This window comes from Pseudomonas sp. LBUM1651 (assembly GCF_059716135.1).
This window is the reverse complement of sequence record NZ_CP166805.1, coordinates 4,314,718-4,337,090: the sequence shown is the minus strand read 5'-3', so window position 1 is coordinate 4,337,090 and position 22,373 is coordinate 4,314,718. Positions and strand designations below refer to the sequence as shown.

Below are 22,373 nucleotides of genomic sequence, written 5' to 3'. Positions count from 1 at the left end.
ATCCTTAAGCGATTTTCAGCAGATTTTTGGGGTGCACGCCGAACAACGGCGCAGCGCGTTCTGCAGCAAGACGAATGCGGGCCTTCAAGGGCTCACTGGTTATTTGGTAATTGGCGAAATCGGCTTCGGTGGCGTAGACGCCGATCGGCAGGGTCAGCGCCTGGAAGAAACTGAATAGAGGCCGCAGCTGATGATCGAGGACCAGCGCATGCCGTTCGCTGCCGCCGGTGGCGGCAAGCAGCACCGGCGTATCGATCAGCGCGTTCAGATCGATCAGGTCGAAGAGGTGTTTGAGCAGGCCCGGATAGGAACCGCGATAGACCGGCGCGGCGACGATCAGCAAATCGGCATTCTCGATGGCTTGCAGCTCGGCTTCGATGTCTGCGCTCAGTTCCTGGCGCGAGAGTGCAGCGCCCAGTGGACGGGCAATGTCGCCCAGTTCGATCAGCTTGCTCTCGATCGGCAATTGCCCGGCCAGTTCGGCCAACAGCGCCTGGGTCAGCACTAAGGTACGGGACGGCCGCCAGGTACCGCCGGACAGGGCAACGACTTTCAATGGACGCGACATGATCAGTTCCTTTTTAAACAGTTGCTCAGCGAGCAGTGAGTAGTCACAGGGCTTGAGCAAGAGCTGTACCAATCCATCGGCCCCATGTTTTCCGGGGCTTGCGGCGCAGGGTTGACGGTGCGCCGTTTGATTTTCAGCACTGTTTGTTGAATGGCTGTTGCCTGGCAAACAGTTGCGTGGGCAACAGTTGTGAAAGGCGATGGGGTTGTTATAAAGGCTCTTTGTTATTCCTCAAAAGATCATTGAATGATATTTATAGATCATTAGGAAATATGCACGATCTTGTAGGAGCCGGCTTGCTGGCGAAGGGGCCCTTGAGTAATACGGTGTTCTTACGGCCGTCGTCGCTAGCAAGCCGGCTCCTGCAAGGGTGTAGTGATCCAACCTCAATACCCACTATCGAAAGCGTTGATTTCTGCCCATCGAGAGGCGCGGGTAGCCTGTATTCATTGCCCCGAACCCAGATGCCAGGACGCCACATCATGAAAACCCTACTCACCACTTTCTTGCTGCTCGCGGTTTCCGTTCTCGCCGGATGTGCCAGCCATGTTTCTCCGGAACTGCGGCCTTACACCGCTGAAGAAAGCAGGGAACTGGCGATGGAGGCATTGAATCGTCGTGGCTTGTCCTTCGACGAATACCACGCGAAAAAAGCCGAATTGCTCGGCGAACCGCAGAAATCCTTCAGTTTCGACAAACAGGGCGAGATGAACGCCGAGCGTGCTGTCCAGCTTCACGGCCGTCCAAGCTGAGCGACTGTACTGCTCGAAGTTTCACCCAACTGTCCATGGGTTTCCCCCGGGGTGTGCGATAGGGTCAATACCTGACTGACCCTGATGGACTGCCACCGATGACGCTCTCGCTCGATCTGCTGCTGGGCTTCGCCCTGTTTGCCCTCGTCACCTCGATCACTCCCGGCCCGAACAACACCATGTTGCTGGCATCGGGCGTGAACTTCGGCTTTAACCGCACGATCCCCCATATGCTTGGCATTACCTGCGGCTTCTTTGTGCTCGTCGTGGCAGTCGGTTTCGGCCTGGGCGCTGTGTTTCAAACCTATCCGTTGCTCTACACCGTGCTGCGTTATGTCGGCGCGGCGTATTTGCTGTACCTGGCGTGGAAAATCGCGCATTCCGGGCCGGTATCCGACGGTGAACAGGGGGAGAGCAAACCGATCAGCTACCTCGGCGCGGCGGCGTTCCAGTGGGTCAATCCCAAGGCGTGGATCATGGCCATCGGTGCGATCAGCACCTACACGCCGATGCAGGGCTATTTCACCAATGTGGTCGTGATTGCGGCAGTCTTCGCCCTGATCAACCTGCCGAGCGTCGGTGTCTGGGCGGCGTGCGGCACGCTGTTGCGCAATGTGCTCAAGGACCGTCGCTGGTTGCGCCTGTTCAACTGGGGCATGGCCGCGCTGCTGGTGGTTTCGCTGTATCCGTTGTTACTCGAAAGCTTTAGCTGACGCATTGCTTCATCCGGTTGCCCGATGCCTGTTAAGCTCGACTTCAGGAGCGTTCCTACGCACTTTTCAATGAAGTCGTACTTCTATTACGCATCCGATCAGGTATTGCTGGTTGACTGGTTCCCAGCACCTGATCCCGGAACAAGCTCTGCGAGTCTTTTATGAATAAACGTCCGTTGTATTTTGATTACGCCGCCACCACGCCGGTGGATGAGCGGGTCATCCGGGTCATGGTCGAATGCCTGGGTTTCTCCGGCAACTTCGGCAACCCGGCGTCCAGCTCCCATGCGTTCGGCCAGCAGGCCCGGCAAACGGTCGAGCAGGCACGGCAGCAGGTGGCCGAACTGGTCGGCGCGAAAGCAGACCAGATCGTCTGGACCTCCGGCGCCACCGAATCAAACAACCTTGCCCTCAAGGGCGTGGCCCAGGCCCGGGGAATATCCGGTGGCCATGTCATCACCAGCCAGATCGAACACAAGGCGATTCTCGACACTGCGAAGCAATTGCAGGACGCGGGTGTTGCAGTGACGTATCTGGTGCCGGACGAGGAAGGTCTGATTACCGCGCAAGCCGTGAGCGAGGCGATGCGCGAGGACACCTTTCTGGTGTCGCTGATGCTGGTCAACAACGAGTTGGGTACGGTCAATGACATCGCCGCCATCGGCGAGGTAGTGCGTGCCCGCGACGCGCTGTTCCATGTCGATGCCGCTCAGGGCACGGGGAAAGTGTCGATCGACCTGACGCGGTTGCCGGTGGACCTGATGTCGTTTTCGGCGCACAAGATCTACGGCCCCAAAGGCATCGGCGCGTTATATGTCGGGCCTCGCGCGCAGCAGCGTTTGCAGGCGCAGATTCACGGCGGCGGCCACGAGGGCGGTTTGCGTTCCGGTACGTTGGCGACTCATCAGATTGCCGCCATGGGCGTGGCCTTCGCGTTGGCGGCGCAACTGTTCGATGAAGAGAAAACCAGGATCGCGCGTCTGCGTGAACGCTTGCTCGAGCAACTGCTGAGCATTCCTGGCGTTCGCCTCAACGGCAGCCTCACCCAGCGCATTCCCCATACCCTGAGCCTGACCTTCAACGAAGGCGAGTTCAACTCGGTGGCATTGAGCACCTCGATCGCCTTTTCCGCGACCTCGGCCTGCAACTCCGCTAGCAATGCGCCATCCCACGTGCTGCTTGCCCTGGGGCATGACGCCCGTTCGGCGAGTCGCACCATTCGCTTGAGCCTGGGCCGGTTTACCACCGAGCAGGATATCGACCAGGCGGTGCACCTGATCAAAGCGGCCTGCGCCAGTGCTCCGGCATTCTGGCAGTAGCGCCTTTAGCGCCGACCGAGATCGGCACTCAACAGTAATGATGAAGTGATTAGCAGGAGACATGATGAGTACGCAGCCTTCGATCAATGGATCGGTGCCCGAGCGCCTGGCGCACACCCGCGAGCTGATGAGCCGGGAGGGCATTCATGCCCTGCTGGTGCCGTCGGCCGACCCGCACCTGTCGGAATACCTGCCCGGTTACTGGCAAGGGCGGCAATGGTTGTCGGGTTTCCACGGCTCGGTCGGCACGCTGATCGTGACGCCGGATTTCGCCGGCGTCTGGGCAGACAGCCGTTATTGGGAGCAAGCGACCAAGGAACTCAAGGGCAGTGGCATCGAGCTGGTCAAGCTGCAACCGGGTCAGCCCGGGCCGCTGGACTGGTTGGCCGAGCAAACCCCTGAAGGCGGCGTCGTCGCGGTAGACGGTGCGGTGATGGCCGTGGCCTCGGCGCGTACGCTGGGTGGCAAACTCGAAGAGCGCGGCGCCCGTCTGCGTACCGACATCGATCTGCTGAGCACAGTCTGGAGCGATCGCCCAACGCTGCCGAACGAGCCGATCTATCAGCACTTGCCGCCTCAGGCGACGGTCAGCCGTGGCGAAAAACTCGCCAACCTGCGCGAGGTGTTGAAAGAACGGGGTGCCGATTGGCATTTCATCGCCACCCTTGACGACATCGCCTGGCTGTTCAACCTGCGCGGCGGCGATGTGTCGTTCAACCCGGTGTTCGTCTCTTTCGCTCTGATCAGCCAGCAACAGGCCACCCTGTTCGTTTCCCTCAGCAAAGTCAGCGCCGAGCTGCGCGCGATCCTCGAACAGGATGGCGTAACCCTGCGCGACTACAGCGAAGTGGCCGATGCCCTGCGCGCGGTGCCGAGCGGCGCGAGCCTGCAGGTCGATCCGGCGCGTGTCACGGCTGGCTTGCTGGACAACCTGGACAGCGGCGTAAAACTGGTCGAAGGCTTGAACCCGACGACACTGGCCAAATCGCAAAAAAGCCTGGCCGATGCCGAGCATATTCGCAAGGCCATGGAGCAGGATGGCGCGGCGCTGTGCGAATTCTTCGCCTGGCTGGAGTCGGCGTGGGGCCGCGAGCGCATCACCGAACTGACCATCGACGAACACCTGACCGCGGCGCGTACCCGCCGTCCGGACTATGTGTCGCTGAGTTTCAACACCATTGCCGCGTTCAACGCCAATGGTGCGATGCCGCATTACCACGCCACCGAAGAAGAACACGCGGTGATCGAAGGCGACGGTCTGTTGCTGATCGACTCCGGCGGCCAATACCTGGGCGGCACCACCGACATCACGCGGATGGTGCCGGTCGGTACGCCGACGGATGAGCAGAAGCGCGATTGCACCCGAGTGTTGAAAGGTGTGATTGCTTTGTCCCGTGCGCAATTCCCTCGGGGTATTTTGTCGCCGTTGCTGGATTCCATCGCTCGTGCGCCGATCTGGGCTGAAAGCGTCGATTACGGTCATGGCACCGGTCATGGCGTCGGTTACTTCCTCAACGTTCACGAAGGCCCGCAAGTCATTGCCTATCAAGCCGCTGCGGCACCGCAAACCGCGATGCAGCCGGGCATGATCACCTCCATCGAACCGGGCACTTACCGTCCGGGCCGCTGGGGCGTACGGATCGAGAACCTGGTGTTGAACCGCGAAGCGGGCAAGAGCGAATTCGGTGAGTTCCTGAAATTCGAAACCCTGACCCTGTGCCCGATCGACACCCGCTGCCTCGAGCCGTCGCTGCTGACGTCGGACGAAAAACAATGGTTCAACGCGTATCACGCCGACGTGCGCGAACGTTTGAGCCCGTTGCTCGACGGCGCAGCGCTGGAGTGGTTGAACACTCGAACGGCCGCTATCTGATCGGCCTGAGTTCAGGCGCTGATTGCAGCGCCTGGCTCATGTAGTCGACAAAGGCTTTGACCCTGGCGGATTGGCGACGATTCGCCGGGGACACGGCATGGATCGGCAGCGACTGCGCAATGTAGTCCGGCAGAATCGCCCTCACTCGCCCCGCCTTCAGGTCTTTGCTGAACAGCCATACCGGCGACAGCGCAATCCCCAGTCCGCCCAGCACCATCCAGCGGATCGCCTCCGAGTTGTTGCTTTGTGCGTTGCCCTTGATCCGCACTTCGTGGCGCTGGGCATCTTTCTCATAAACCCACAGGTTCTGACTGTTCAGCAGGTTGAACTGCAAGCAGTTGTGCCTGCTCAGTTCCTCCGGTGATCGCGGTTGGCCGTGTTGATTGAGGTAGTCCGGCGCTGCGACGGTCACTCGATAAGTGGTGCCGATATGGCGGGCGATCAGGCCGCTGTCGGCCAGCTCGCCGATTCTGAACGTGACGTCCAGCCCTTCGCGGACCAGGTCCTGGTTTTGATCACTCAGTTGCAGGTCAATGTCGATGCCGGGATGGCGTTTCAGGAATTCCGCCAGGCGCGGGGCAATTTGCAAACGCCCGAAACTCACCGAGGAACCGATGCGCAGGTGACCGGCGATGCGCTCCCTGCCGGACTGGAAGCTGTGCTCCGCCGCATCGACGGCCGCGAGGATTTGTCGACATTCGTCGTAGTAGCGCTGCCCTTCATCGGTCAGGGAAAGCTGACGGGTACTGCGGGCGATCAATTTTCCACCCAGTTCGGTTTCCAGCGCTTTCAAGACTTTGCTGATGGTTGGCTGGCTGGTCCGCATTTCTCGGGCAACGGCAGAAAAACTGCCGCGTTCGACGACCCGGACGAAGATCGCCATTGCATTGAGTTTGTCCACGGGGTTTCTCATTGATGCCGAATGGGCATGGTCACTATAGCTATATAGCGTCTTATCGGTATGAGTGAGCGGGAGGAAGATTTATCCCACAGGCACCTCTGACGGGAATATGCGAAATGACTGACTTGATTGAAATGCGCGCTCTGATTGTCGACTCGGCTAATGCGCCGCTACGCTTGGCTTCCATTCAACGGCCAGTGCCCGAAGCGGGGCAGGTGCTGGTCCGGATCAAGGCCGGCGGGGTAAATCCACTGGACGGGAAAATTCGTGCCGGCCAGGCGGCCCATGCGCGTCAGCCGTTGCCGGCGACAGTGGGCATTGATCTGGCGGGAATCGTTGAAGTTGTGGGGGAGGGCGTAACCGGATGGCTGCCGGGCGATGAGGTTTATGCCATGGCAACCGGAATTGGCGGTGCGCAGGGCTCTTTGGCGGAATACGCAGCGGTCGATGCCCGGTTGCTGGCGCGCAAGCCAGGCAATTTGAACATGCGTGAGGCGGCGGGGTTGCCGCTGGTGCTCATCACCGCGTGGGAAGGGTTGGTGGATCGGGCACGGGTGCGGGCGGGCCAGAAGGTGCTGATTCACGGCGGGGCGGGTGGTGTAGGTCATGTTGCGGTACAACTTGCCCGTGCCTTCGGTGCCCAGGTATTTGCGACAGGTTCTGTAGGGCAGCGGGCAATCATCGAAGGTTTCGGTGCGACGTTTATCGATTACCGTCAGTCTTCGGTTGAGGACTATGTAGCGCAGCACACGGATGGAGAGGGCTTCGATATCGTCTATGACACGGTGGGCGGTGAAACGCTGGATGCTTCCTTCAAGGCGGTGCGGGTGTATCACGGCCATGTGTTGAGTTGCCTCGGTTGGGGGCAGCATAGTCTGGCGCCGCTTTCGTTTCGCGGGGCAACGTATTCGGGCGTGTTCACGTTGTTGCCGTTGCTCACCGGTGTTGGGCGTGAGCATCACGGGGAGATTCTTCGCGAGACGGCGCGGTTGATAGAGGCGGGCAAGCTGATGCCCTTGATGGATCCTCGGACGTTCACACTGGAAACTGCCGGGGCCGCTCATGAGCTGCTCGTTTCGGGAGCGGCTCAGGGGCGGTTGGTCATAGAGATTTAAGCCAGGGCTTCAAGGACGAAGTCCAGTCGATCCTGGCCGAAGTACAGCTGGTTATCGACAAACATGCTGGGTGCGCCGAACACGCCGCGTTGCACGGCTTTCTCGGTGTTGTTCTTGAGCGCGGCTTTGACGTCTTCATCAGCCGTCAGAGCCAGCACTTCTGTGGGATCAAAGCCGTTCTGCGTCAGCACGGTGGCGACGGTCGCCAGGTCATCGAGGTTGCGACCCTCAACCCAAATCGCATGGAACAGGCAGTCGATAAAGGCCTGGAAGCGTTCCGGATGGCGCAGTTGCATGCCGGTGACCGCGCGCATCAGCATGAGTGTATTGATGGGGAAGTTCGGATTGAACTTCAGCGGCACTCCATAGCGTCTGGCGTAACGATCAAGGTCCTGAAACATATAGACGCCCTTGGCCGGAATGGTCGCTGGTGAAGCATTGCCGGTGGCCTTGAAGATGCCGCCCAGCAGGATCGGTATGTAGATCAGCTGACTGTCGGTCTGCGCGCAGATTTTCGGCAGTTGGGTGTAAGCCAGGTAGGTGGCGGGGCTGCCAAGGTCGAAGTAGAACTCCACGGTTTTGCTCATGGTCGATGCTCTCTGATTATTGTTGTAGGGGAGGGCTTACCAGCGTTCGTTCCAGGGGCGCAGGTCCAGCTCGAAGGTCCAGGCGTCGCGAGGCTGGCTGTGCAGGTACCAATAATTCTCGGCTATGTGCTCGGGATTGAGGATGCCGTCCTGATCCTTGGTCGCATACTTCTCGGGGAAAGTATCGCGAATGAAATCGGTATCGATGGCGCCATCGACGACGACGTGAGCAACGTGAATATTCATCGGCCCCAGTTCACGGGCCATGCTCTGGGCCAGCGCACGAATGCCATGCTTGGCGCCAGCGAACGCCGCGAAACCTGAAGCGCCACGCAGGCCGGCGGTGGCACCGGTAAACAGGATCGTGCCCCGTTGGCGCGTGGCCATGCGCTTGGCCACTTCGCGGGCATTGAGAAAGCCTGAGAAGCAGGCCATTTCCCAGATCTTGAAATATTTACGAGCGGTTTCTTCGAGAATACTGCACGGCACGTTGGCGCCGATATTGAACACAAACGCTTCGATGGGGCCGATCTGGCTTTCAATCTGCTCGATCAGCGCAATCACGTCCTCTTCCTTGCGCGCGTCGCAGGCAAAGCCATGAGCTTCACCGCCAACAGCGTTAATGGCGTCCACCAACGGCTGGAGTTTGTCTGCGCTGCGCCGGGTAACGCACGCGACGAAACCTTCTTGCGCAAAACGTTTGGCGATAGCGCCGCCCGTGGCATCACCTGCGCCGACAACCAGTACGACCTTCTTGTTATTCATGGAGTAGATCCCTTTGGTAAACGATCGTTAGCTAAACGAACGTTATGCTACGATTGGGCAGGCGTCAAGACGATCAATCCTGAGGGAAAGGCAATGCGTTACTCGGCCAGTCACAAACTGGAAACCAGGGAGAAGCTGCTGGAAAGCAGTGCGGTGTCGGCGAAGAAGTCCGGTTTCTCTACGGTCGGTGTCGATGCCTTGATGAAGGCAATTGGCTTGAGTGGCGGAGCGTTCTACAGCCATTTTTCGTCGAAGGATGAACTGTTCGCTTCAATCGTCGAGCGAGAGCTGTGCCAAAGTCTGGAACGTCTCGGGGCGGAGCAGGACCGTGAAAGGCTCGAACGCTGCCTTAAGCACTACCTGAGCATGTCCCATGTCGAACATCCGGAATCCGGTTGTGCGTTGCCGGCATTGGGCGCGGAAATTGCCCGTTCAGACTTGTTGATTCGCCAGCAGGCTGAGAAATGGATTTGTCAGCTTCAGGAGAGTTGGGCGCGGATTCTGGAGAGTGACAGCCTGGCATGGGCCATTCTGTCGCAATGCATCGGTGCGTTGGTTGTAGCGCGGATGCTGGCTACCCCAGAGATCCAGCGCACGGTGTTGAAGTCCAGTTACGATGAGATTGGCCGTCAGATCGTAGGCCCGCGAACCTGAAGCGACGGCATCAATCTATTTGCAGATCACGATCATGCTACGGCTTGTATAGCCGGCGGGATTGAGACCAAACGGATAATCGCCCGGTTCTTCCACGCCATCCCCAGACTTGGCGATGACTTTGTATCCCTTCGGCGCGCACGAATTGGCGGCGCTGGTGTAGCACTTGTCCCAGGATGACGAAAGTCCGGAACAGTTGACATGCAACCCTTTCTTGCCACGTTTGGTATGGGTTTCCGATGTCGCCGCGCAGCCCGCAACTGCAAGTACGGCGATCAGTATCAAAATTCGTTTCATTGCTGTCCTTAAAGCGTCCCCGGATCTTTGTGCCCGGGTCTGGCTGCACTCGCTTTCGTTCGAAGCGTCTCTGATATCCCTATCTTGAAAAGTCCATGTCTGACATTGGATTGCGGGCCTAAACATGGCCTAAATGCGCGGTAAATACCAGAGCTTCGTCAAATCCTGTATCAATCCGCCGCGACGGCGGGCTTGGCGGCGCTTCCCATGGTCATGGTGGCGCCGACGGAAGCCAGAATGATGCACAGAATAGCCATCCACTGTGACAGTGAGAGGAATTCATGGAGGAACAGCAAACCTGACAGTGCGCCGAACGCAGGTTCAATACTCATCAGCGTACCGAACGTGCGGGCCGGCATTCGGGTAAGAGCGACCATCTCCAGCGTATAGGGCAGGGCAGTGGAAAGGATGGCAACGCCGATGGCCACAGGGATCAACGATGGCGTCAGCAGCGCGGCGCCGGCATGAACAATGCCGATAGGTGCAACGAACAGCGCGGCGATCATCACTCCGAGTGCGGCAGTCTGCACGCCGTTATCGGCGCCGGCCTTCTGGCCGAAAAGGATATATAACGCCCAGCAGGCGCCAGCGCCCAAGGCGTAGCCCGCGCCCAGCAGATCAAGACTGGCACTTGTTGCTCCAGTCGGTATTAACAGCAGCAATCCGACGGCGGCCAGGGCGATCCACAAAAAGTCGATCGCGCGGCGCGAGGCATAGATGGCGACCGCCAAGGGGCCGGTGAACTCCAGCGCTACCGCGATGCCCAGAGGAACGGTGCGCAAGGACATATAAAAGAGGAAGTTCATGCCGCCCAGCGCCATTCCGTAGACGATGACGGTACGCAGGGATTTTGTGGTGAGCTTCGCCCGCCACGGGCGCAGGAGCACGATCATGATCAGGCTCGCGAAGATCAATCGCAGGGTAGTCGTTCCTTGAGCGCCGATAACAGGGAACATGCTTTTGGCCAGGGAAGCTCCGGACTGGATCGACGCCATGGCTATTAATAGCAGGCCCACCGAGAACAGGGTCGAGGCAAGGCTGCGAGGCTGGTCATTCATTGCGTGGCATCGTCCAAGGCAGGGAGCGAAAGAGTTGTTTCGTGTATTGGGCAATATACTGCGCATTCAAGGCGGCCGCGTCTATATATAAGCGGTGATTTTGAACATCGTGATAGAAAAGCCAAATCAGGGGTTGACGGCAGATTCTGGAAGTCTATAATTCGCCCCACTTCCGGCGCAGTCGAAACGGAAAACTCCTTGGTAAACAAAGAGTTACGCGGTTTTCGGCAGCGAGTTACTTCAGTTCATCGAAGCCCCGAAGGAGTTGGTCAGGCAGTGTGTTTTCGCTTGATTGACGATTCGATCTTCTCGGTCGAAAGCGGAGAAAAAGAGGTGTTGACAGCAGCGAACAACGCTGTAGAATTCGCCTCCCGCTAACGAGAGATCGGAAGCGCAAGTGGTTGAAGTTGCAAAGGAAACTTTGAAAACTTCTGAAAATAACCGCTTGACAGATACAGAGGACGCTGTAGAATGCGCGCCTCGGTTGAGACGAAAGCTCTTAACCAACCGCTCTTTAACAACTGAATCAAGCAATTCGTGTGGGTGCTTGTGGAGTCAGACTGATAGTCAACAAGATTATCAGCATCACAAGTTACTCCGCGAGAAATCAAAGATGTAACCAACGATTGCTGAGCCAAGTTTAGGGTTTCTTAAAAACCCAAAGATGTTTGAACTGAAGAGTTTGATCATGGCTCAGATTGAACGCTGGCGGCAGGCCTAACACATGCAAGTCGAGCGGTAGAGAGAAGCTTGCTTCTCTTGAGAGCGGCGGACGGGTGAGTAATGCCTAGGAATCTGCCTGGTAGTGGGGGATAACGCTCGGAAACGGACGCTAATACCGCATACGTCCTACGGGAGAAAGCAGGGGACCTTCGGGCCTTGCGCTATCAGATGAGCCTAGGTCGGATTAGCTAGTTGGTGAGGTAATGGCTCACCAAGGCGACGATCCGTAACTGGTCTGAGAGGATGATCAGTCACACTGGAACTGAGACACGGTCCAGACTCCTACGGGAGGCAGCAGTGGGGAATATTGGACAATGGGCGAAAGCCTGATCCAGCCATGCCGCGTGTGTGAAGAAGGTCTTCGGATTGTAAAGCACTTTAAGTTGGGAGGAAGGGCAGTAAATTAATACTTTGCTGTTTTGACGTTACCGACAGAATAAGCACCGGCTAACTCTGTGCCAGCAGCCGCGGTAATACAGAGGGTGCAAGCGTTAATCGGAATTACTGGGCGTAAAGCGCGCGTAGGTGGTTTGTTAAGTTGGATGTGAAATCCCCGGGCTCAACCTGGGAACTGCATTCAAAACTGACAAGCTAGAGTATGGTAGAGGGTGGTGGAATTTCCTGTGTAGCGGTGAAATGCGTAGATATAGGAAGGAACACCAGTGGCGAAGGCGACCACCTGGACTGATACTGACACTGAGGTGCGAAAGCGTGGGGAGCAAACAGGATTAGATACCCTGGTAGTCCACGCCGTAAACGATGTCAACTAGCCGTTGGGAGCCTTGAGCTCTTAGTGGCGCAGCTAACGCATTAAGTTGACCGCCTGGGGAGTACGGCCGCAAGGTTAAAACTCAAATGAATTGACGGGGGCCCGCACAAGCGGTGGAGCATGTGGTTTAATTCGAAGCAACGCGAAGAACCTTACCAGGCCTTGACATCCAATGAACTTTCCAGAGATGGATTGGTGCCTTCGGGAACATTGAGACAGGTGCTGCATGGCTGTCGTCAGCTCGTGTCGTGAGATGTTGGGTTAAGTCCCGTAACGAGCGCAACCCTTGTCCTTAGTTACCAGCACGTAATGGTGGGCACTCTAAGGAGACTGCCGGTGACAAACCGGAGGAAGGTGGGGATGACGTCAAGTCATCATGGCCCTTACGGCCTGGGCTACACACGTGCTACAATGGTCGGTACAGAGGGTTGCCAAGCCGCGAGGTGGAGCTAATCCCATAAAACCGATCGTAGTCCGGATCGCAGTCTGCAACTCGACTGCGTGAAGTCGGAATCGCTAGTAATCGCGAATCAGAATGTCGCGGTGAATACGTTCCCGGGCCTTGTACACACCGCCCGTCACACCATGGGAGTGGGTTGCACCAGAAGTAGCTAGTCTAACCTTCGGGAGGACGGTTACCACGGTGTGATTCATGACTGGGGTGAAGTCGTAACAAGGTAGCCGTAGGGGAACCTGCGGCTGGATCACCTCCTTAATCGACGACATCAGCTGCTCCATAAGTTCCCACACGAATTGCTTGATTCATTGAAGAAGACGATAAGAAGCAGCCCGAAATTGGGTCTGTAGCTCAGTTGGTTAGAGCGCACCCCTGATAAGGGTGAGGTCGGCAGTTCGAATCTGCCCAGACCCACCAATTTTTGTGTGGGATCCTGTAGCAATACGGGGCCATAGCTCAGCTGGGAGAGCGCCTGCCTTGCACGCAGGAGGTCAACGGTTCGATCCCGTTTGGCTCCACCACTACTGCTTCTGATTGTATAAAGCTTAGAAATGAGCATTCCATCGTGATGGTGGTGAATGTTGATTTCTAGTCTTTGGCTAGATCGTTCTTTAAAAATTTGGGTATGTGATAGAAAGATAGACTGGACGTTACTTTCACTGGTAGCGGATCAGGCTAAGGTAAAATTTGTGAGTTTAATCGCGAATTTTCGGCGAATGTCGTCTTCACAGTATAACCAGATTGCTTGGGGTTATATGGTCAAGTGAAGAAGCGCATACGGTGGATGCCTTGGCAGTCAGAGGCGATGAAAGACGTGGTAGCCTGCGAAAAGCTTCGGGGAGTCGGCAAACAGACTGTGATCCGGAGATGTCTGAATGGGGGAACCCACCTAACATAAGTTAGGTATCTTAAGCTGAATACATAGGCTTAAGAAGCGAACCAGGGGAACTGAAACATCTAAGTACCCTGAGGAAAAGAAATCAACCGAGATTCCCTTAGTAGTGGCGAGCGAACGGGGACTAGCCCTTAAGTGGCTTTGAGATTAGCGGAACGCTCTGGAAAGTGCGGCCATAGTGGGTGATAGCCCTGTACGCGAAAATCTCTTGGTCATGAAATCGAGTAGGACGGAGCACGAGAAACTTTGTCTGAATATGGGGGGACCATCCTCCAAGGCTAAATACTACTGACTGACCGATAGTGAACTAGTACCGTGAGGGAAAGGCGAAAAGAACCCCGGAGAGGGGAGTGAAATAGATCCTGAAACCGTATGCGTACAAGCAGTGGGAGCCCACTTTGTTGGGTGACTGCGTACCTTTTGTATAATGGGTCAGCGACTTATTTTCAGTGGCGAGCTTAACCGAATAGGGGAGGCGTAGCGAAAGCGAGTCTTAATAGGGCGTCTAGTCGCTGGGAATAGACCCGAAACCGGGCGATCTATCCATGGGCAGGTTGAAGGTTGGGTAACACTAACTGGAGGACCGAACCGACTACCGTTGAAAAGTTAGCGGATGACCTGTGGATCGGAGTGAAAGGCTAATCAAGCTCGGAGATAGCTGGTTCTCCTCGAAAGCTATTTAGGTAGCGCCTCATGTATCACTGTAGGGGGTAGAGCACTGTTTCGGCTAGGGGGTCATCCCGACTTACCAAACCGATGCAAACTCCGAATACCTACAAGTGCCGAGCATGGGAGACACACGGCGGGTGCTAACGTCCGTCGTGAAAAGGGAAACAACCCAGACCGTCAGCTAAGGTCCCAAAGTTATGGTTAAGTGGGAAACGATGTGGGAAGGCTTAGACAGCTAGGAGGTTGGCTTAGAAGCAGCCACCCTTTAAAGAAAGCGTAATAGCTCACTAGTCGAGTCGGCCTGCGCGGAAGATGTAACGGGGCTCAAACCATACACCGAAGCTACGGGTATCACTTAGGTGATGCGGTAGAGGAGCGTTCTGTAAGCCTGTGAAGGTGAGTTGAGAAGCTTGCTGGAGGTATCAGAAGTGCGAATGCTGACATGAGTAACGACAATGGGTGTGAAAAACACCCACGCCGAAAGACCAAGGTTTCCTGCGCAACGTTAATCGACGCAGGGTTAGTCGGTCCCTAAGGCGAGGCTGAAAAGCGTAGTCGATGGAAAACAGGTTAATATTCCTGTACTTCTGGTTATTGCGATGGAGGGACGGAGAAGGCTAGGCCAGCTTGGCGTTGGTTGTCCAAGTTTAAGGTGGTAGGCTGAGATCTTAGGTAAATCCGGGATCTTAAGGCCGAGAGCTGATGACGAGTGTTCTTTTAGAACACGAAGTGGTTGATGCCATGCTTCCAAGAAAAGCTTCTAAGCTTCAGGTAACCAGGAACCGTACCCCAAACCGACACAGGTGGTTGGGTAGAGAATACCAAGGCGCTTGAGAGAACTCGGGTGAAGGAACTAGGCAAAATGGCACCGTAACTTCGGGAGAAGGTGCGCCGGTGAGGGTGAAGGACTTGCTCCGTAAGCCCATGCCGGTCGAAGATACCAGGCCGCTGCGACTGTTTATTAAAAACACAGCACTCTGCAAACACGAAAGTGGACGTATAGGGTGTGACGCCTGCCCGGTGCCGGAAGGTTAATTGATGGGGTTAGCTAACGCGAAGCTCTTGATCGAAGCCCCGGTAAACGGCGGCCGTAACTATAACGGTCCTAAGGTAGCGAAATTCCTTGTCGGGTAAGTTCCGACCTGCACGAATGGCGTAACGATGGCGGCGCTGTCTCCACCCGAGACTCAGTGAAATTGAAATCGCTGTGAAGATGCAGTGTATCCGCGGCTAGACGGAAAGACCCCGTGAACCTTTACTATAGCTTTGCACTGGACTTTGAATTTGCTTGTGTAGGATAGGTGGGAGGCTTTGAAGCGTGGACGCCAGTTCGCGTGGAGCCAACCTTGAAATACCACCCTGGCAACTTTGAGGTTCTAACTCAGGTCCGTTATCCGGATCGAGGACAGTGTATGGTGGGTAGTTTGACTGGGGCGGTCTCCTCCTAAAGAGTAACGGAGGAGTACGAAGGTGCGCTCAGACCGGTCGGAAATCGGTCGTAGAGTATAAAGGCAAAAGCGCGCTTGACTGCGAGACAGACACGTCGAGCAGGTACGAAAGTAGGTCTTAGTGATCCGGTGGTTCTGTATGGAAGGGCCATCGCTCAACGGATAAAAGGTACTCCGGGGATAACAGGCTGATACCGCCCAAGAGTTCATATCGACGGCGGTGTTTGGCACCTCGATGTCGGCTCATCACATCCTGGGGCTGAAGCCGGTCCCAAGGGTATGGCTGTTCGCCATTTAAAGTGGTACGCGAGCTGGGTTTAGAACGTCGTGAGACAGTTCGGTCCCTATCTGCCGTGGACGTTTGAGATTTGAGAGGGGCTGCTCCTAGTACGAGAGGACCGGAGTGGACGAACCTCTGGTGTTCCGGTTGTCACGCCAGTGGCATTGCCGGGTAGCTATGTTCGGAATAGATAACCGCTGAAAGCATCTAAGCGGGAAACTAGCCTCAAGATGAGATCTCACTGGGACCTTGAGTCCCCTGAAGGGCCGTCGAAGACTACGACGTTGATAGGTTGGGTGTGTAAGCGCTGTGAGGCGTTGAGCTAACCAATACTAATTGCCCGTGAGGCTTGACCATATAACACCCAAGCAATTTGACTACTCGAAAGAGCATCAGATTGCGGTGTGTGAAGACGAGACGAACCGAAAGTTCGAGAGCAACGCACAAACTATCGCATACCCATTCGCTGGAGCGTGAACCGAAAGGTAAACGACCTGGCTCCCGAATTTCTTGACGACCATAGAGCATTGGAACCACCTGATCCCATCCCGAACTCAGCAGTGAAACGATGCATCGCCGATGGTAGTGTGGGGTTTCCCCATGTGAGAGTAGGTCATCGTCAAGATTAAATTCCGAAACCCCTATCTGCGTATGCAGGTAGGGGTTTTGTTTTGCCCGCAGGAAAGTGACGAAAATGGGCAGCCTCATCAGCTGCCCCTGAACTCAGCGACATGGTTAGTGAAACTTCGGCAGAACGTATTCAGCGATCTCTTCAATAACGTCGGCAACCGGGCGTTCGCTACGACGCACATGCAGGCCAACATGCTGCACACCGGCGTCACGCAATGCCTGAAGTTCATCAATCAACGCCAACCGCCCGCAAATACCGCCGAACCGTACACGTCGAATCGGAGCATGAGGATTGGCCGCCAGATCCAGGTGGACGAAGCTGATGTAAGGCTTATCCCCACCCACTTCCCTCCAAAGTCCCACCCGACGACGATGTTCATCCGGCGTGCCGGGGTAGGCGAGCCAGCCATCCATATGTTCGCCAATCCAGGCGGGTGACTGCTGACCAAGACCTGCCACCAACAATGGCACTGCTTGGTCCCGCTGCGGAAGCAATTGCGCACCTTCAGGCAAACGGCCTACCCCCTGGTCGCGCAGCAATTCCACCGTATCGCGGAAGATCTCTCCGCGCTGATCGTAATCCACTCCGAACAACGGATATTCCATCGGTCGGTCGCCACTGGCCACGCCGAGCAGCAAGCGTCCGTCACTCAACTCATCAACACTGTTTGCGGCCTTCAGGGTGAGCCAAGGCTGACGCAATGGCAGTACAACCGCCGCCGTACCCAGCATGATGTTGTCGGTGATTCCGGCCAGGTATCCAAGGTAGGAAAAGGTTTCGAACACCTGTGCGGCATCGCCGAAATTCGGATCGTAAACCGGTACATCGCGGACCCACAGCGCGCGGACCCCAGCCTTGTCCGCCAGCCGCACCATCGCCGCATGTTGCTTCAGATCCGGAACACCGAAAGGCCGTTCCTCAGCAATCCGCCGCCGCTGACCATCACTGGACCAATCGTTATCCAGTGGCAGCTCCAGGCCAATGGAAAACCCGTTGGAGCCCAGTAATCGTTTAAATCGTGAATGCATGAAAAGACTCCCAGACAACAAAATGGAATGACATGCACTCAGTATCCACAGACCTATCGGCAAGAAAAATGCACGAATGGGAATATCAATCTTGAGCAAAACGCACGAGTCCACACAAAGAGCCAACCGTCGTTTTGGCCCTCAAGGACAACCATTAGAGGAAATCGCACTAAAGAGACGGCACGGTTTTTGGTATGGTGCAGCTCGTTTTTTAACGGACTGATTTCAAGCCTACGGATCGGCGCCCCATTTTTGTCAAAGAGCAGCTACAGAAATGCCCGAACCAATACCGATCAAAGATCACGAAAAAGAGACACGCCTGGTCAACAAAAGACTGATGGCTTGCGCCCTGTTCGTCGTCGGCATCACCTGCGCACTGGTGGTGCGCATGTACGTGCTGCAAGTGGTCGAGTTTGACTATCACTCGACCATCTCCGAAAACAATCGCGTCCACGTATTGCCGATCACCCCCACGCGCGGATTGATCTACGACCGCAACGGTGTGGTTCTCGCGGACAACCGGCCCAGCTTCAACCTGACCATCACCCGCGAACGCGCCTCCGACGTCAAAGACGAGCTGGACGAGGTGGTCAACCTTCTGCACCTGCCCGCTGAGGACCGGACGCTGTTCGACAAGGCGATGAAGCAGGCGCATCATCCATTCGTGCCCGTCACCCTGTTCTATGAACTCAGCGAAGAGCAAATCGCCGTACTCGCCGTCAATGAATTCCGTCTGCCCGGAATCGATGTCGAGCCACAATTCGTTCGTCACTACCCGATGGGCGCACACTTCGCGCATTCGATCGGCTACGTCGGTCGCATCAACGAGAAAGAATCCAAAGCCCTGGATACGGTCGAGTACCGTGGCACCCAATCCATCGGCAAGACCGGGATTGAAAAGTTCTACGAGTCAGAGTTGCACGGCCAGGTCGGTTACGAAGAAGTCGAAACCAACGCTCAGGGCCGCGTTCTGCGGGTGCTCAAACACACCGATCCGATCCCCGGCAAAAACATCGTCCTGAGCCTCGACGTCAAACTTCAGGAGGCCGCTGAAGAAGCCTTGGGTGATCGTCGTGGTTCAGTGGTCGCGCTCGATCCATCGACCGGCGAAGTCCTGGCCATGGTCAGCAAGCCAAGCTTCGACCCGAACCTGTTCGTGACCGGGATCAGCTTCAAGGAATATGCAGCACTGCACGATTCCATCGACCGGCCGCTGTTCAACCGTGTGCTGCGCGGCCTCTACGCTCCGGGCTCGACTATCAAGCCAGAAGTGGCCATCGCCGGTCTCGACGCCGGCGTGGTTACCCCGCAGACCCGCGTCTTCGACCCCGGTTACTACCAACTTCCCGACTTTGATCACAAATACCGTAACTGGAACCACAGCGGCGACGGCTGGGTGGACATGGACGCGGCGATCATGCGCTCCAACGACACCTACTTCTACGATCTGGCGCACAAGCTCGGTATCGATCGCCTGCACGACTACATGGCGATGTTCGGCCTCGGTGAGAAGGTCTCGCTGGACATGTTCGAAGAGTCTGCCGGCCTGATGCCGTCCCAGGCCTGGAAGCGTGCCACGCGCCGTCAGGCATGGTTCCCCGGCGAGACTGTGATCCTCGGCATCGGCCAGGGTTACATGCAGGTCACGCCGCTGCAGCTGGCTCAAGCCACTGCGCTGATCGCCAACAAAGGTGTGTGGAACCGACCGCACCTGGCCAAGACCGTGGACGGTGTTGCGCCGGTGGATGAGCATCCGATGCCAAACATCCTGTTGAAGGACCCGCGTGACTGGGAGCAGGTCAACCACGGCATGCAAATGGTGATGCACGACGCACGCGGGATTGCCCGAGCGGCGGCGCAGGGCGCTCAGTACCGGATCGCCGGCAAGAGTGGTACGGCGCAAGTGGTCGCGATCAAACAGGGCGAGCGCTACAACCGGGCGAAAACCCTGGAGCGTAACCGCGACAACGCCTTGTTTGTCGGCTTCGCTCCGGCCGAGCATCCGAAGATTGTGATTTCGGTGATGATCGAGAACGGCGAGGCCGGCGGTCGCGTTGCCGGCCCTGTGGTGCGACAGATCATGGACGCCTGGTTACTCGATCAGGACGGTCATCTGAAGCCGCAATACGCCACGCCGAGTAAAGCGCCGGGCGATCCTCACGTTTAAATGATCAAGGCTTCACAGCACAGGCTCACGAATGCTGAGCATGTGCTGGAAGCTTTCGAGAAATACGGTTTCAGCTTGGCTCATCTTCTGCTCGCGATTCCACAGCAGTTGGATATCGAAATCCACCACCCCGTCTTCCGGCGGCAAACGCCAGAGCAAACCTTGCTCGACATCCCTTCGCACAAGGTGCGTTGGCAAGCAGCCAATCCCGTAGCCTGCGCAAATCAAGCGGTAAATCTCTTCGAAACTCGTCGATGAGGCGACGATCTTGCCGGTAAAGCCTTGCTCGTCGCGGAACAGTGTCAGCGGCGAAAGGTTGCCGCCGAGCTGGTCGCTGGTAAAGCTTACGAAGTTCTCCGTCGCGAGCTGTTCCAGCGTCAGGTTTTCTTGTCCGAAAAGTCGATGACGCTGGCCACAAAAGTACGCATAGCGCTCGCGAAACAGTATCCGCTGCTCCAGCCGCGGCTGCGGTAAACGACACAGCCCGACGCCAATGGTCGCGGTCTTTTGCAGTAACGAACTGATGATGTTCGAGCTGCCCATCACTTCGACTTCCAGCTCGATTTTCGGGTGGGTTTCATGGAAGTCAGCGAGGAAGTCATCGTAATGTCGCGCCTGCACGCCACTGACGGTGAGGATGCGAATCTTGCCCACCACGTCGTCGTGGCGACTCTCCACTACCGTGCCCAGTCGCGAAATATCGCCGTAGATATCCGCCGCAATGCGCAGGACTTCTTCCCCGGTTTCCGTCAGATCGAACCGTCGCCCGCTGCGGGCAATCAACACACATTCCAGTTGTTCTTCCAGCCGTTTAAGCGCCTGGCTGACCGCCGACTGCGTTATGTGCAGCCGCGCTGCAGCGCGGCTCATGCTGCCTTCCTGGCCGATCACCAGGTAGGTGCGCAACAGGTTCCAGTCGAGGCGATCGTTGAGAAAACGTCGGCCCACCCAAGGGTTTCGGCAGCCTCCCACGACTGTATTGCCGAGCAATTGGCGGAGAACTTTCGCCGCTTGAATGCCGATGAACCGTTATTGAACAGCGCCGACCGATTATTGGGTTATTGAACACGCAAACTCGCCCATTCATTTGGGCGATACATAACAACAATCCCGCACTCTCAACCGATTTACTGCCAGTCAAAACAATTAAATAAACGAGTTCACGTCCTGGAGTCAGTGATGAGCGATCTATCGTGCTGGGCTACGCTCAACAATCGATTGTCAGCGGCGCCGGGCATGACGCGATTCATCTGGCGCGGTTCTGTCCGACCGCTATGGTATTTATTCCGTGTGTTGGCGGTTTGAGTCATAACGAAGCGGAAGATGTGTTGCCTGAAGATGTGCGGCAAGGCACCGATGTGTTGCTTAACGCCGTGTTGTCCCGCGCGGGCATTGTCAATTAAGGAACAGTGTTGCGAACACAAAACCTGTGGCGAGCGAGCTTGCTCGCGCTGGGCTGCGTAGAGTCCCAAGACTCTGGCAGGCCTCGCAGTTGATGTGAGTGCGCGCACTCAAGCGCGAGCAAGCTCGCTCGCCACAGGGAATTCGTCCTGATTCAAGATCCAAGTTAACTGACAGGTATTAACCCATGCGCAGTTTTTTCCATCCCGAACAATTGCTCCATCATCCACGCAGTTACTACTCCCGTGGGCAGATGCGTACGCCGCAGGAAGTGCCGGAGCGCGCGCAGCGACTGGTGCAGGCGTCTCACTCATTGGGTTTCAACGTCGAGCAACCGGCCGATGCCGGACTTGATCCGCTACTGGCGGCGCACGGTGCGCCTTACCTGGCGTTTCTGCAGGAAGCGCATCAGCGCTGGAAGGAAATCCCTGAAGATTGGGGCGACGAAGTGATGTCGAACATCTTCGTCCGCGAGCCCAACGCCCTGCGCGGGATTCTGGCTCAGGCTGCCCGGTATCTCGCAGACGGCAGTTGCCCGGTGGGCGAACAGACCTGGCGTTCGGCGTATTGGTCGGCGCAAAGCGCAGTGGCCGGGGCACAGGCGTTGCTCGATGGCGAGCCGGCGGCTTACGCCTTGTGCCGTCCACCGGGGCATCACGCTCGAGCGCAAGCGGCGGGTGGTTTCTGTTATGTGAACAACGCGGCGGTGGCGGCGCAGGTGCTGCGCGGCGGGTTTGATCGAGTCGCGGTGCTCGATACCGACATGCACCACGGACAAGGGATTCAGGAGATTTTCTACGACCGCGACGATGTGCTGTATGTCTCGGTGCATGGCGATCCGACCAACTTCTATCCTGGGGTTGCCGGGTTTGGGGATGAGCGCGGTGTCGGGGCGGGTGAGGGGTTCAACCTCAACTTGCCGATGGCGCATGGTTCGAGCGAGGCGGATTTTCTTGGTCAATTGGAAGTGGCATTGGCAGCGGTCAAAGACTTTGATGCCGAGGTGCTGGTGCTGTCGTTGGGTTTCGATATTTTCGAGCTGGACCCACAGAGCAAAGTGGCGGTGACGCGCGAAGGGTTCAAGCGGCTGGGTGAGCGGATTCGCAGCCTTGGGTTGCCGTGTCTGATTGTGCAGGAAGGGGGGTATCACCTGGAGAGTCTTGAGGATAATGCGCGGGCGTTTTTTGTGGGGCCCGAGGTGTGGAAGCTCTGAGTTGGATGGCGCCTGTTCGATCGCCTTCGCGGGCAAGCCTCGCTCCTACAGTGTTCGAGTGGAACCGCACATTTGTGAACGACGCTGAAC

General features: G+C 56.8%; 16 protein-coding genes, 2 tRNA genes, 3 rRNA genes and 2 pseudogenes. 15 read left to right on the top strand and 8 right to left on the bottom strand.

Annotated features, from left to right (window positions below):
• Positions 1 to 4 precede the first annotated feature (4 nt).
• Entirely contained in the window at positions 5 to 568 is a 564-nt protein-coding gene (gene msuE, locus ACA066_RS20235; RefSeq protein WP_084323526.1) for an FMN reductase, read from the bottom strand.
• A 482-nt stretch (positions 569 to 1,050) separates the two neighbouring features.
• Here msuE and ACA066_RS20230 point away from each other — a divergent pair, with 482 nt between their 5' ends.
• From ACA066_RS20230 to ACA066_RS20215, 4 genes are all read left to right on the top strand, one after another.
• Positions 1,051 to 1,320 carry a hypothetical protein gene (locus ACA066_RS20230; RefSeq protein ID WP_497696357.1) on the top strand — a complete coding sequence of 90 codons (270 nt, stop codon included), beginning with the start codon at positions 1,051 to 1,053 and terminating at the stop codon, positions 1,318 to 1,320.
• Positions 1,321 to 1,418: 98 nt separating this feature from the next.
• The gene (locus tag ACA066_RS20225; RefSeq protein ID WP_084323522.1) at positions 1,419 to 2,033 is read left to right on the top strand and encodes a LysE family translocator; all 615 of its coding nucleotides are present in this window, start codon (positions 1,419 to 1,421) and stop codon (positions 2,031 to 2,033) included.
• A 161-nt stretch (positions 2,034 to 2,194) separates the two neighbouring features.
• Positions 2,195 to 3,352 carry a cysteine desulfurase family protein gene (locus tag ACA066_RS20220; protein ID WP_497696356.1) on the top strand — a complete coding sequence of 386 codons (1,158 nt, stop codon included), beginning with the start codon at positions 2,195 to 2,197 and terminating at the stop codon, positions 3,350 to 3,352.
• Between the two features lie 64 nt (positions 3,353 to 3,416).
• Positions 3,417 to 5,225 (top strand): aminopeptidase P family protein, encoded by a 1,809-nt coding sequence (locus ACA066_RS20215; RefSeq protein WP_497696355.1) that lies wholly within the window; start codon positions 3,417 to 3,419, stop codon positions 5,223 to 5,225.
• Here the strand turns inward: ACA066_RS20215 and ACA066_RS20210 are convergent.
• Positions 5,218 to 6,138, bottom strand: a complete 921-nt coding sequence (locus tag ACA066_RS20210) for a LysR family transcriptional regulator (RefSeq protein WP_497696354.1) — start codon at positions 6,136 to 6,138, stop codon at positions 5,218 to 5,220. The genes ACA066_RS20215 and ACA066_RS20210 overlap by 8 nt on opposite strands.
• A gap of 104 nt (positions 6,139 to 6,242) precedes the next feature.
• On the opposite strand from ACA066_RS20210, the gene ACA066_RS20205 reads away from it, so the two are divergent.
• Complete coding sequence (locus ACA066_RS20205; protein WP_497696353.1) at positions 6,243 to 7,241, top strand: zinc-dependent alcohol dehydrogenase family protein; 999 nt, start codon at positions 6,243 to 6,245, stop codon at positions 7,239 to 7,241.
• Here the strand turns inward: ACA066_RS20205 and ACA066_RS20200 are convergent.
• Both ACA066_RS20200 and ACA066_RS20195 read right to left on the bottom strand, forming a co-directional pair.
• Positions 7,238 to 7,828: a 2-hydroxychromene-2-carboxylate isomerase gene (locus ACA066_RS20200; RefSeq protein ID WP_497696352.1), complete on the bottom strand. Its 591-nt coding sequence runs from the start codon at positions 7,826 to 7,828 to the stop codon at positions 7,238 to 7,240. The two genes, ACA066_RS20205 and ACA066_RS20200, sit on opposite strands and share 4 nt — an antisense overlap.
• Positions 7,829 to 7,864: 36 nt before the next feature.
• Positions 7,865 to 8,593 carry an SDR family oxidoreductase gene (locus tag ACA066_RS20195; protein WP_497696351.1) on the bottom strand — a complete coding sequence of 243 codons (729 nt, stop codon included), beginning with the start codon at positions 8,591 to 8,593 and terminating at the stop codon, positions 7,865 to 7,867.
• 93 nt (positions 8,594 to 8,686) lie between these two features.
• Between ACA066_RS20195 and ACA066_RS20190 the strand changes: the two genes are divergently transcribed.
• Positions 8,687 to 9,247 (top strand): TetR/AcrR family transcriptional regulator, encoded by a 561-nt coding sequence (locus ACA066_RS20190; protein ID WP_497696350.1) that lies wholly within the window; start codon positions 8,687 to 8,689, stop codon positions 9,245 to 9,247.
• Between the two features lie 15 nt (positions 9,248 to 9,262).
• Here the strand turns inward: ACA066_RS20190 and ACA066_RS20185 are convergent, their stop codons facing one another.
• Positions 9,263 to 9,544, bottom strand: a complete 282-nt coding sequence (locus ACA066_RS20185; RefSeq protein ID WP_084323506.1) for a hypothetical protein — start codon at positions 9,542 to 9,544, stop codon at positions 9,263 to 9,265.
• 170 nt (positions 9,545 to 9,714) lie between these two features.
• Positions 9,715 to 10,602, bottom strand: a complete 888-nt coding sequence (gene rhtA, locus ACA066_RS20180) for a threonine/homoserine exporter RhtA (protein ID WP_497696349.1) — start codon at positions 10,600 to 10,602, stop codon at positions 9,715 to 9,717.
• A 670-nt stretch (positions 10,603 to 11,272) separates the two neighbouring features.
• Between rhtA and ACA066_RS20175 the strand changes: the two genes are divergently transcribed.
• From ACA066_RS20175 to rrf, 5 genes are all read left to right on the top strand, one after another.
• Positions 11,273 to 12,809, top strand: a 16S ribosomal RNA gene (locus ACA066_RS20175).
• Positions 12,810 to 12,891: 82 nt separating this feature from the next.
• Positions 12,892 to 12,968, top strand: a tRNA-Ile gene (locus ACA066_RS20170).
• 28 nt (positions 12,969 to 12,996) lie between these two features.
• Positions 12,997 to 13,072 (top strand) — tRNA-Ala (locus ACA066_RS20165).
• A 236-nt stretch (positions 13,073 to 13,308) separates the two neighbouring features.
• Positions 13,309 to 16,200 (top strand): 23S ribosomal RNA (locus ACA066_RS20160).
• A 152-nt stretch (positions 16,201 to 16,352) separates the two neighbouring features.
• Positions 16,353 to 16,468: ribosomal RNA gene (rrf, locus tag ACA066_RS20155) — 5S ribosomal RNA — on the top strand.
• The 16S, 23S and 5S rRNA genes sit together here with 2 tRNA genes alongside, the layout of an rRNA operon.
• 110 nt (positions 16,469 to 16,578) lie before the next feature.
• Here rrf and ACA066_RS20150 read toward each other — a convergent pair.
• Positions 16,579 to 17,502: a TIGR03571 family LLM class oxidoreductase gene (locus ACA066_RS20150; RefSeq protein WP_497699924.1), complete on the bottom strand. Its 924-nt coding sequence runs from the start codon at positions 17,500 to 17,502 to the stop codon at positions 16,579 to 16,581.
• 274 nt (positions 17,503 to 17,776) lie between these two features.
• Here ACA066_RS20150 and mrdA point away from each other — a divergent pair, with 274 nt between their 5' ends.
• A complete protein-coding gene (gene mrdA, locus ACA066_RS20145) occupies positions 17,777 to 19,669 on the top strand; it encodes a penicillin-binding protein 2 (protein ID WP_497696348.1) in 1,893 nt (630 codons plus the stop codon).
• A 12-nt stretch (positions 19,670 to 19,681) separates the two neighbouring features.
• Here the strand turns inward: mrdA and ACA066_RS20140 are convergent, their stop codons facing one another.
• Positions 19,682 to 20,641 carry a LysR family transcriptional regulator gene (locus ACA066_RS20140; protein ID WP_497696347.1) on the bottom strand — a complete coding sequence of 320 codons (960 nt, stop codon included), beginning with the start codon at positions 20,639 to 20,641 and terminating at the stop codon, positions 19,682 to 19,684.
• Here ACA066_RS20140 and ACA066_RS20135 point away from each other — a divergent pair.
• The 3 genes and pseudogenes from ACA066_RS20135 to ACA066_RS20125 form a co-directional block, all read left to right on the top strand.
• Positions 20,627 to 20,734, top strand: a pseudogene (locus ACA066_RS20135) (2-hydroxyacid dehydrogenase); the annotation flags it as partial. The gene ACA066_RS20140 and the pseudogene ACA066_RS20135 sit on opposite strands and share 15 nt — an antisense overlap.
• Positions 20,735 to 20,865: 131 nt before the next feature.
• Positions 20,866 to 21,072 (top strand): annotated as a pseudogene (locus tag ACA066_RS20130) (M20/M25/M40 family metallo-hydrolase); the annotation flags it as partial.
• Between the two features lie 185 nt (positions 21,073 to 21,257).
• Positions 21,258 to 22,283, top strand: coding sequence for a histone deacetylase family protein (locus ACA066_RS20125; RefSeq protein WP_497696346.1), 1,026 nt, complete (start codon positions 21,258 to 21,260; stop codon positions 22,281 to 22,283).
• Positions 22,284 to 22,373: the final 90 nt, after the last annotated feature.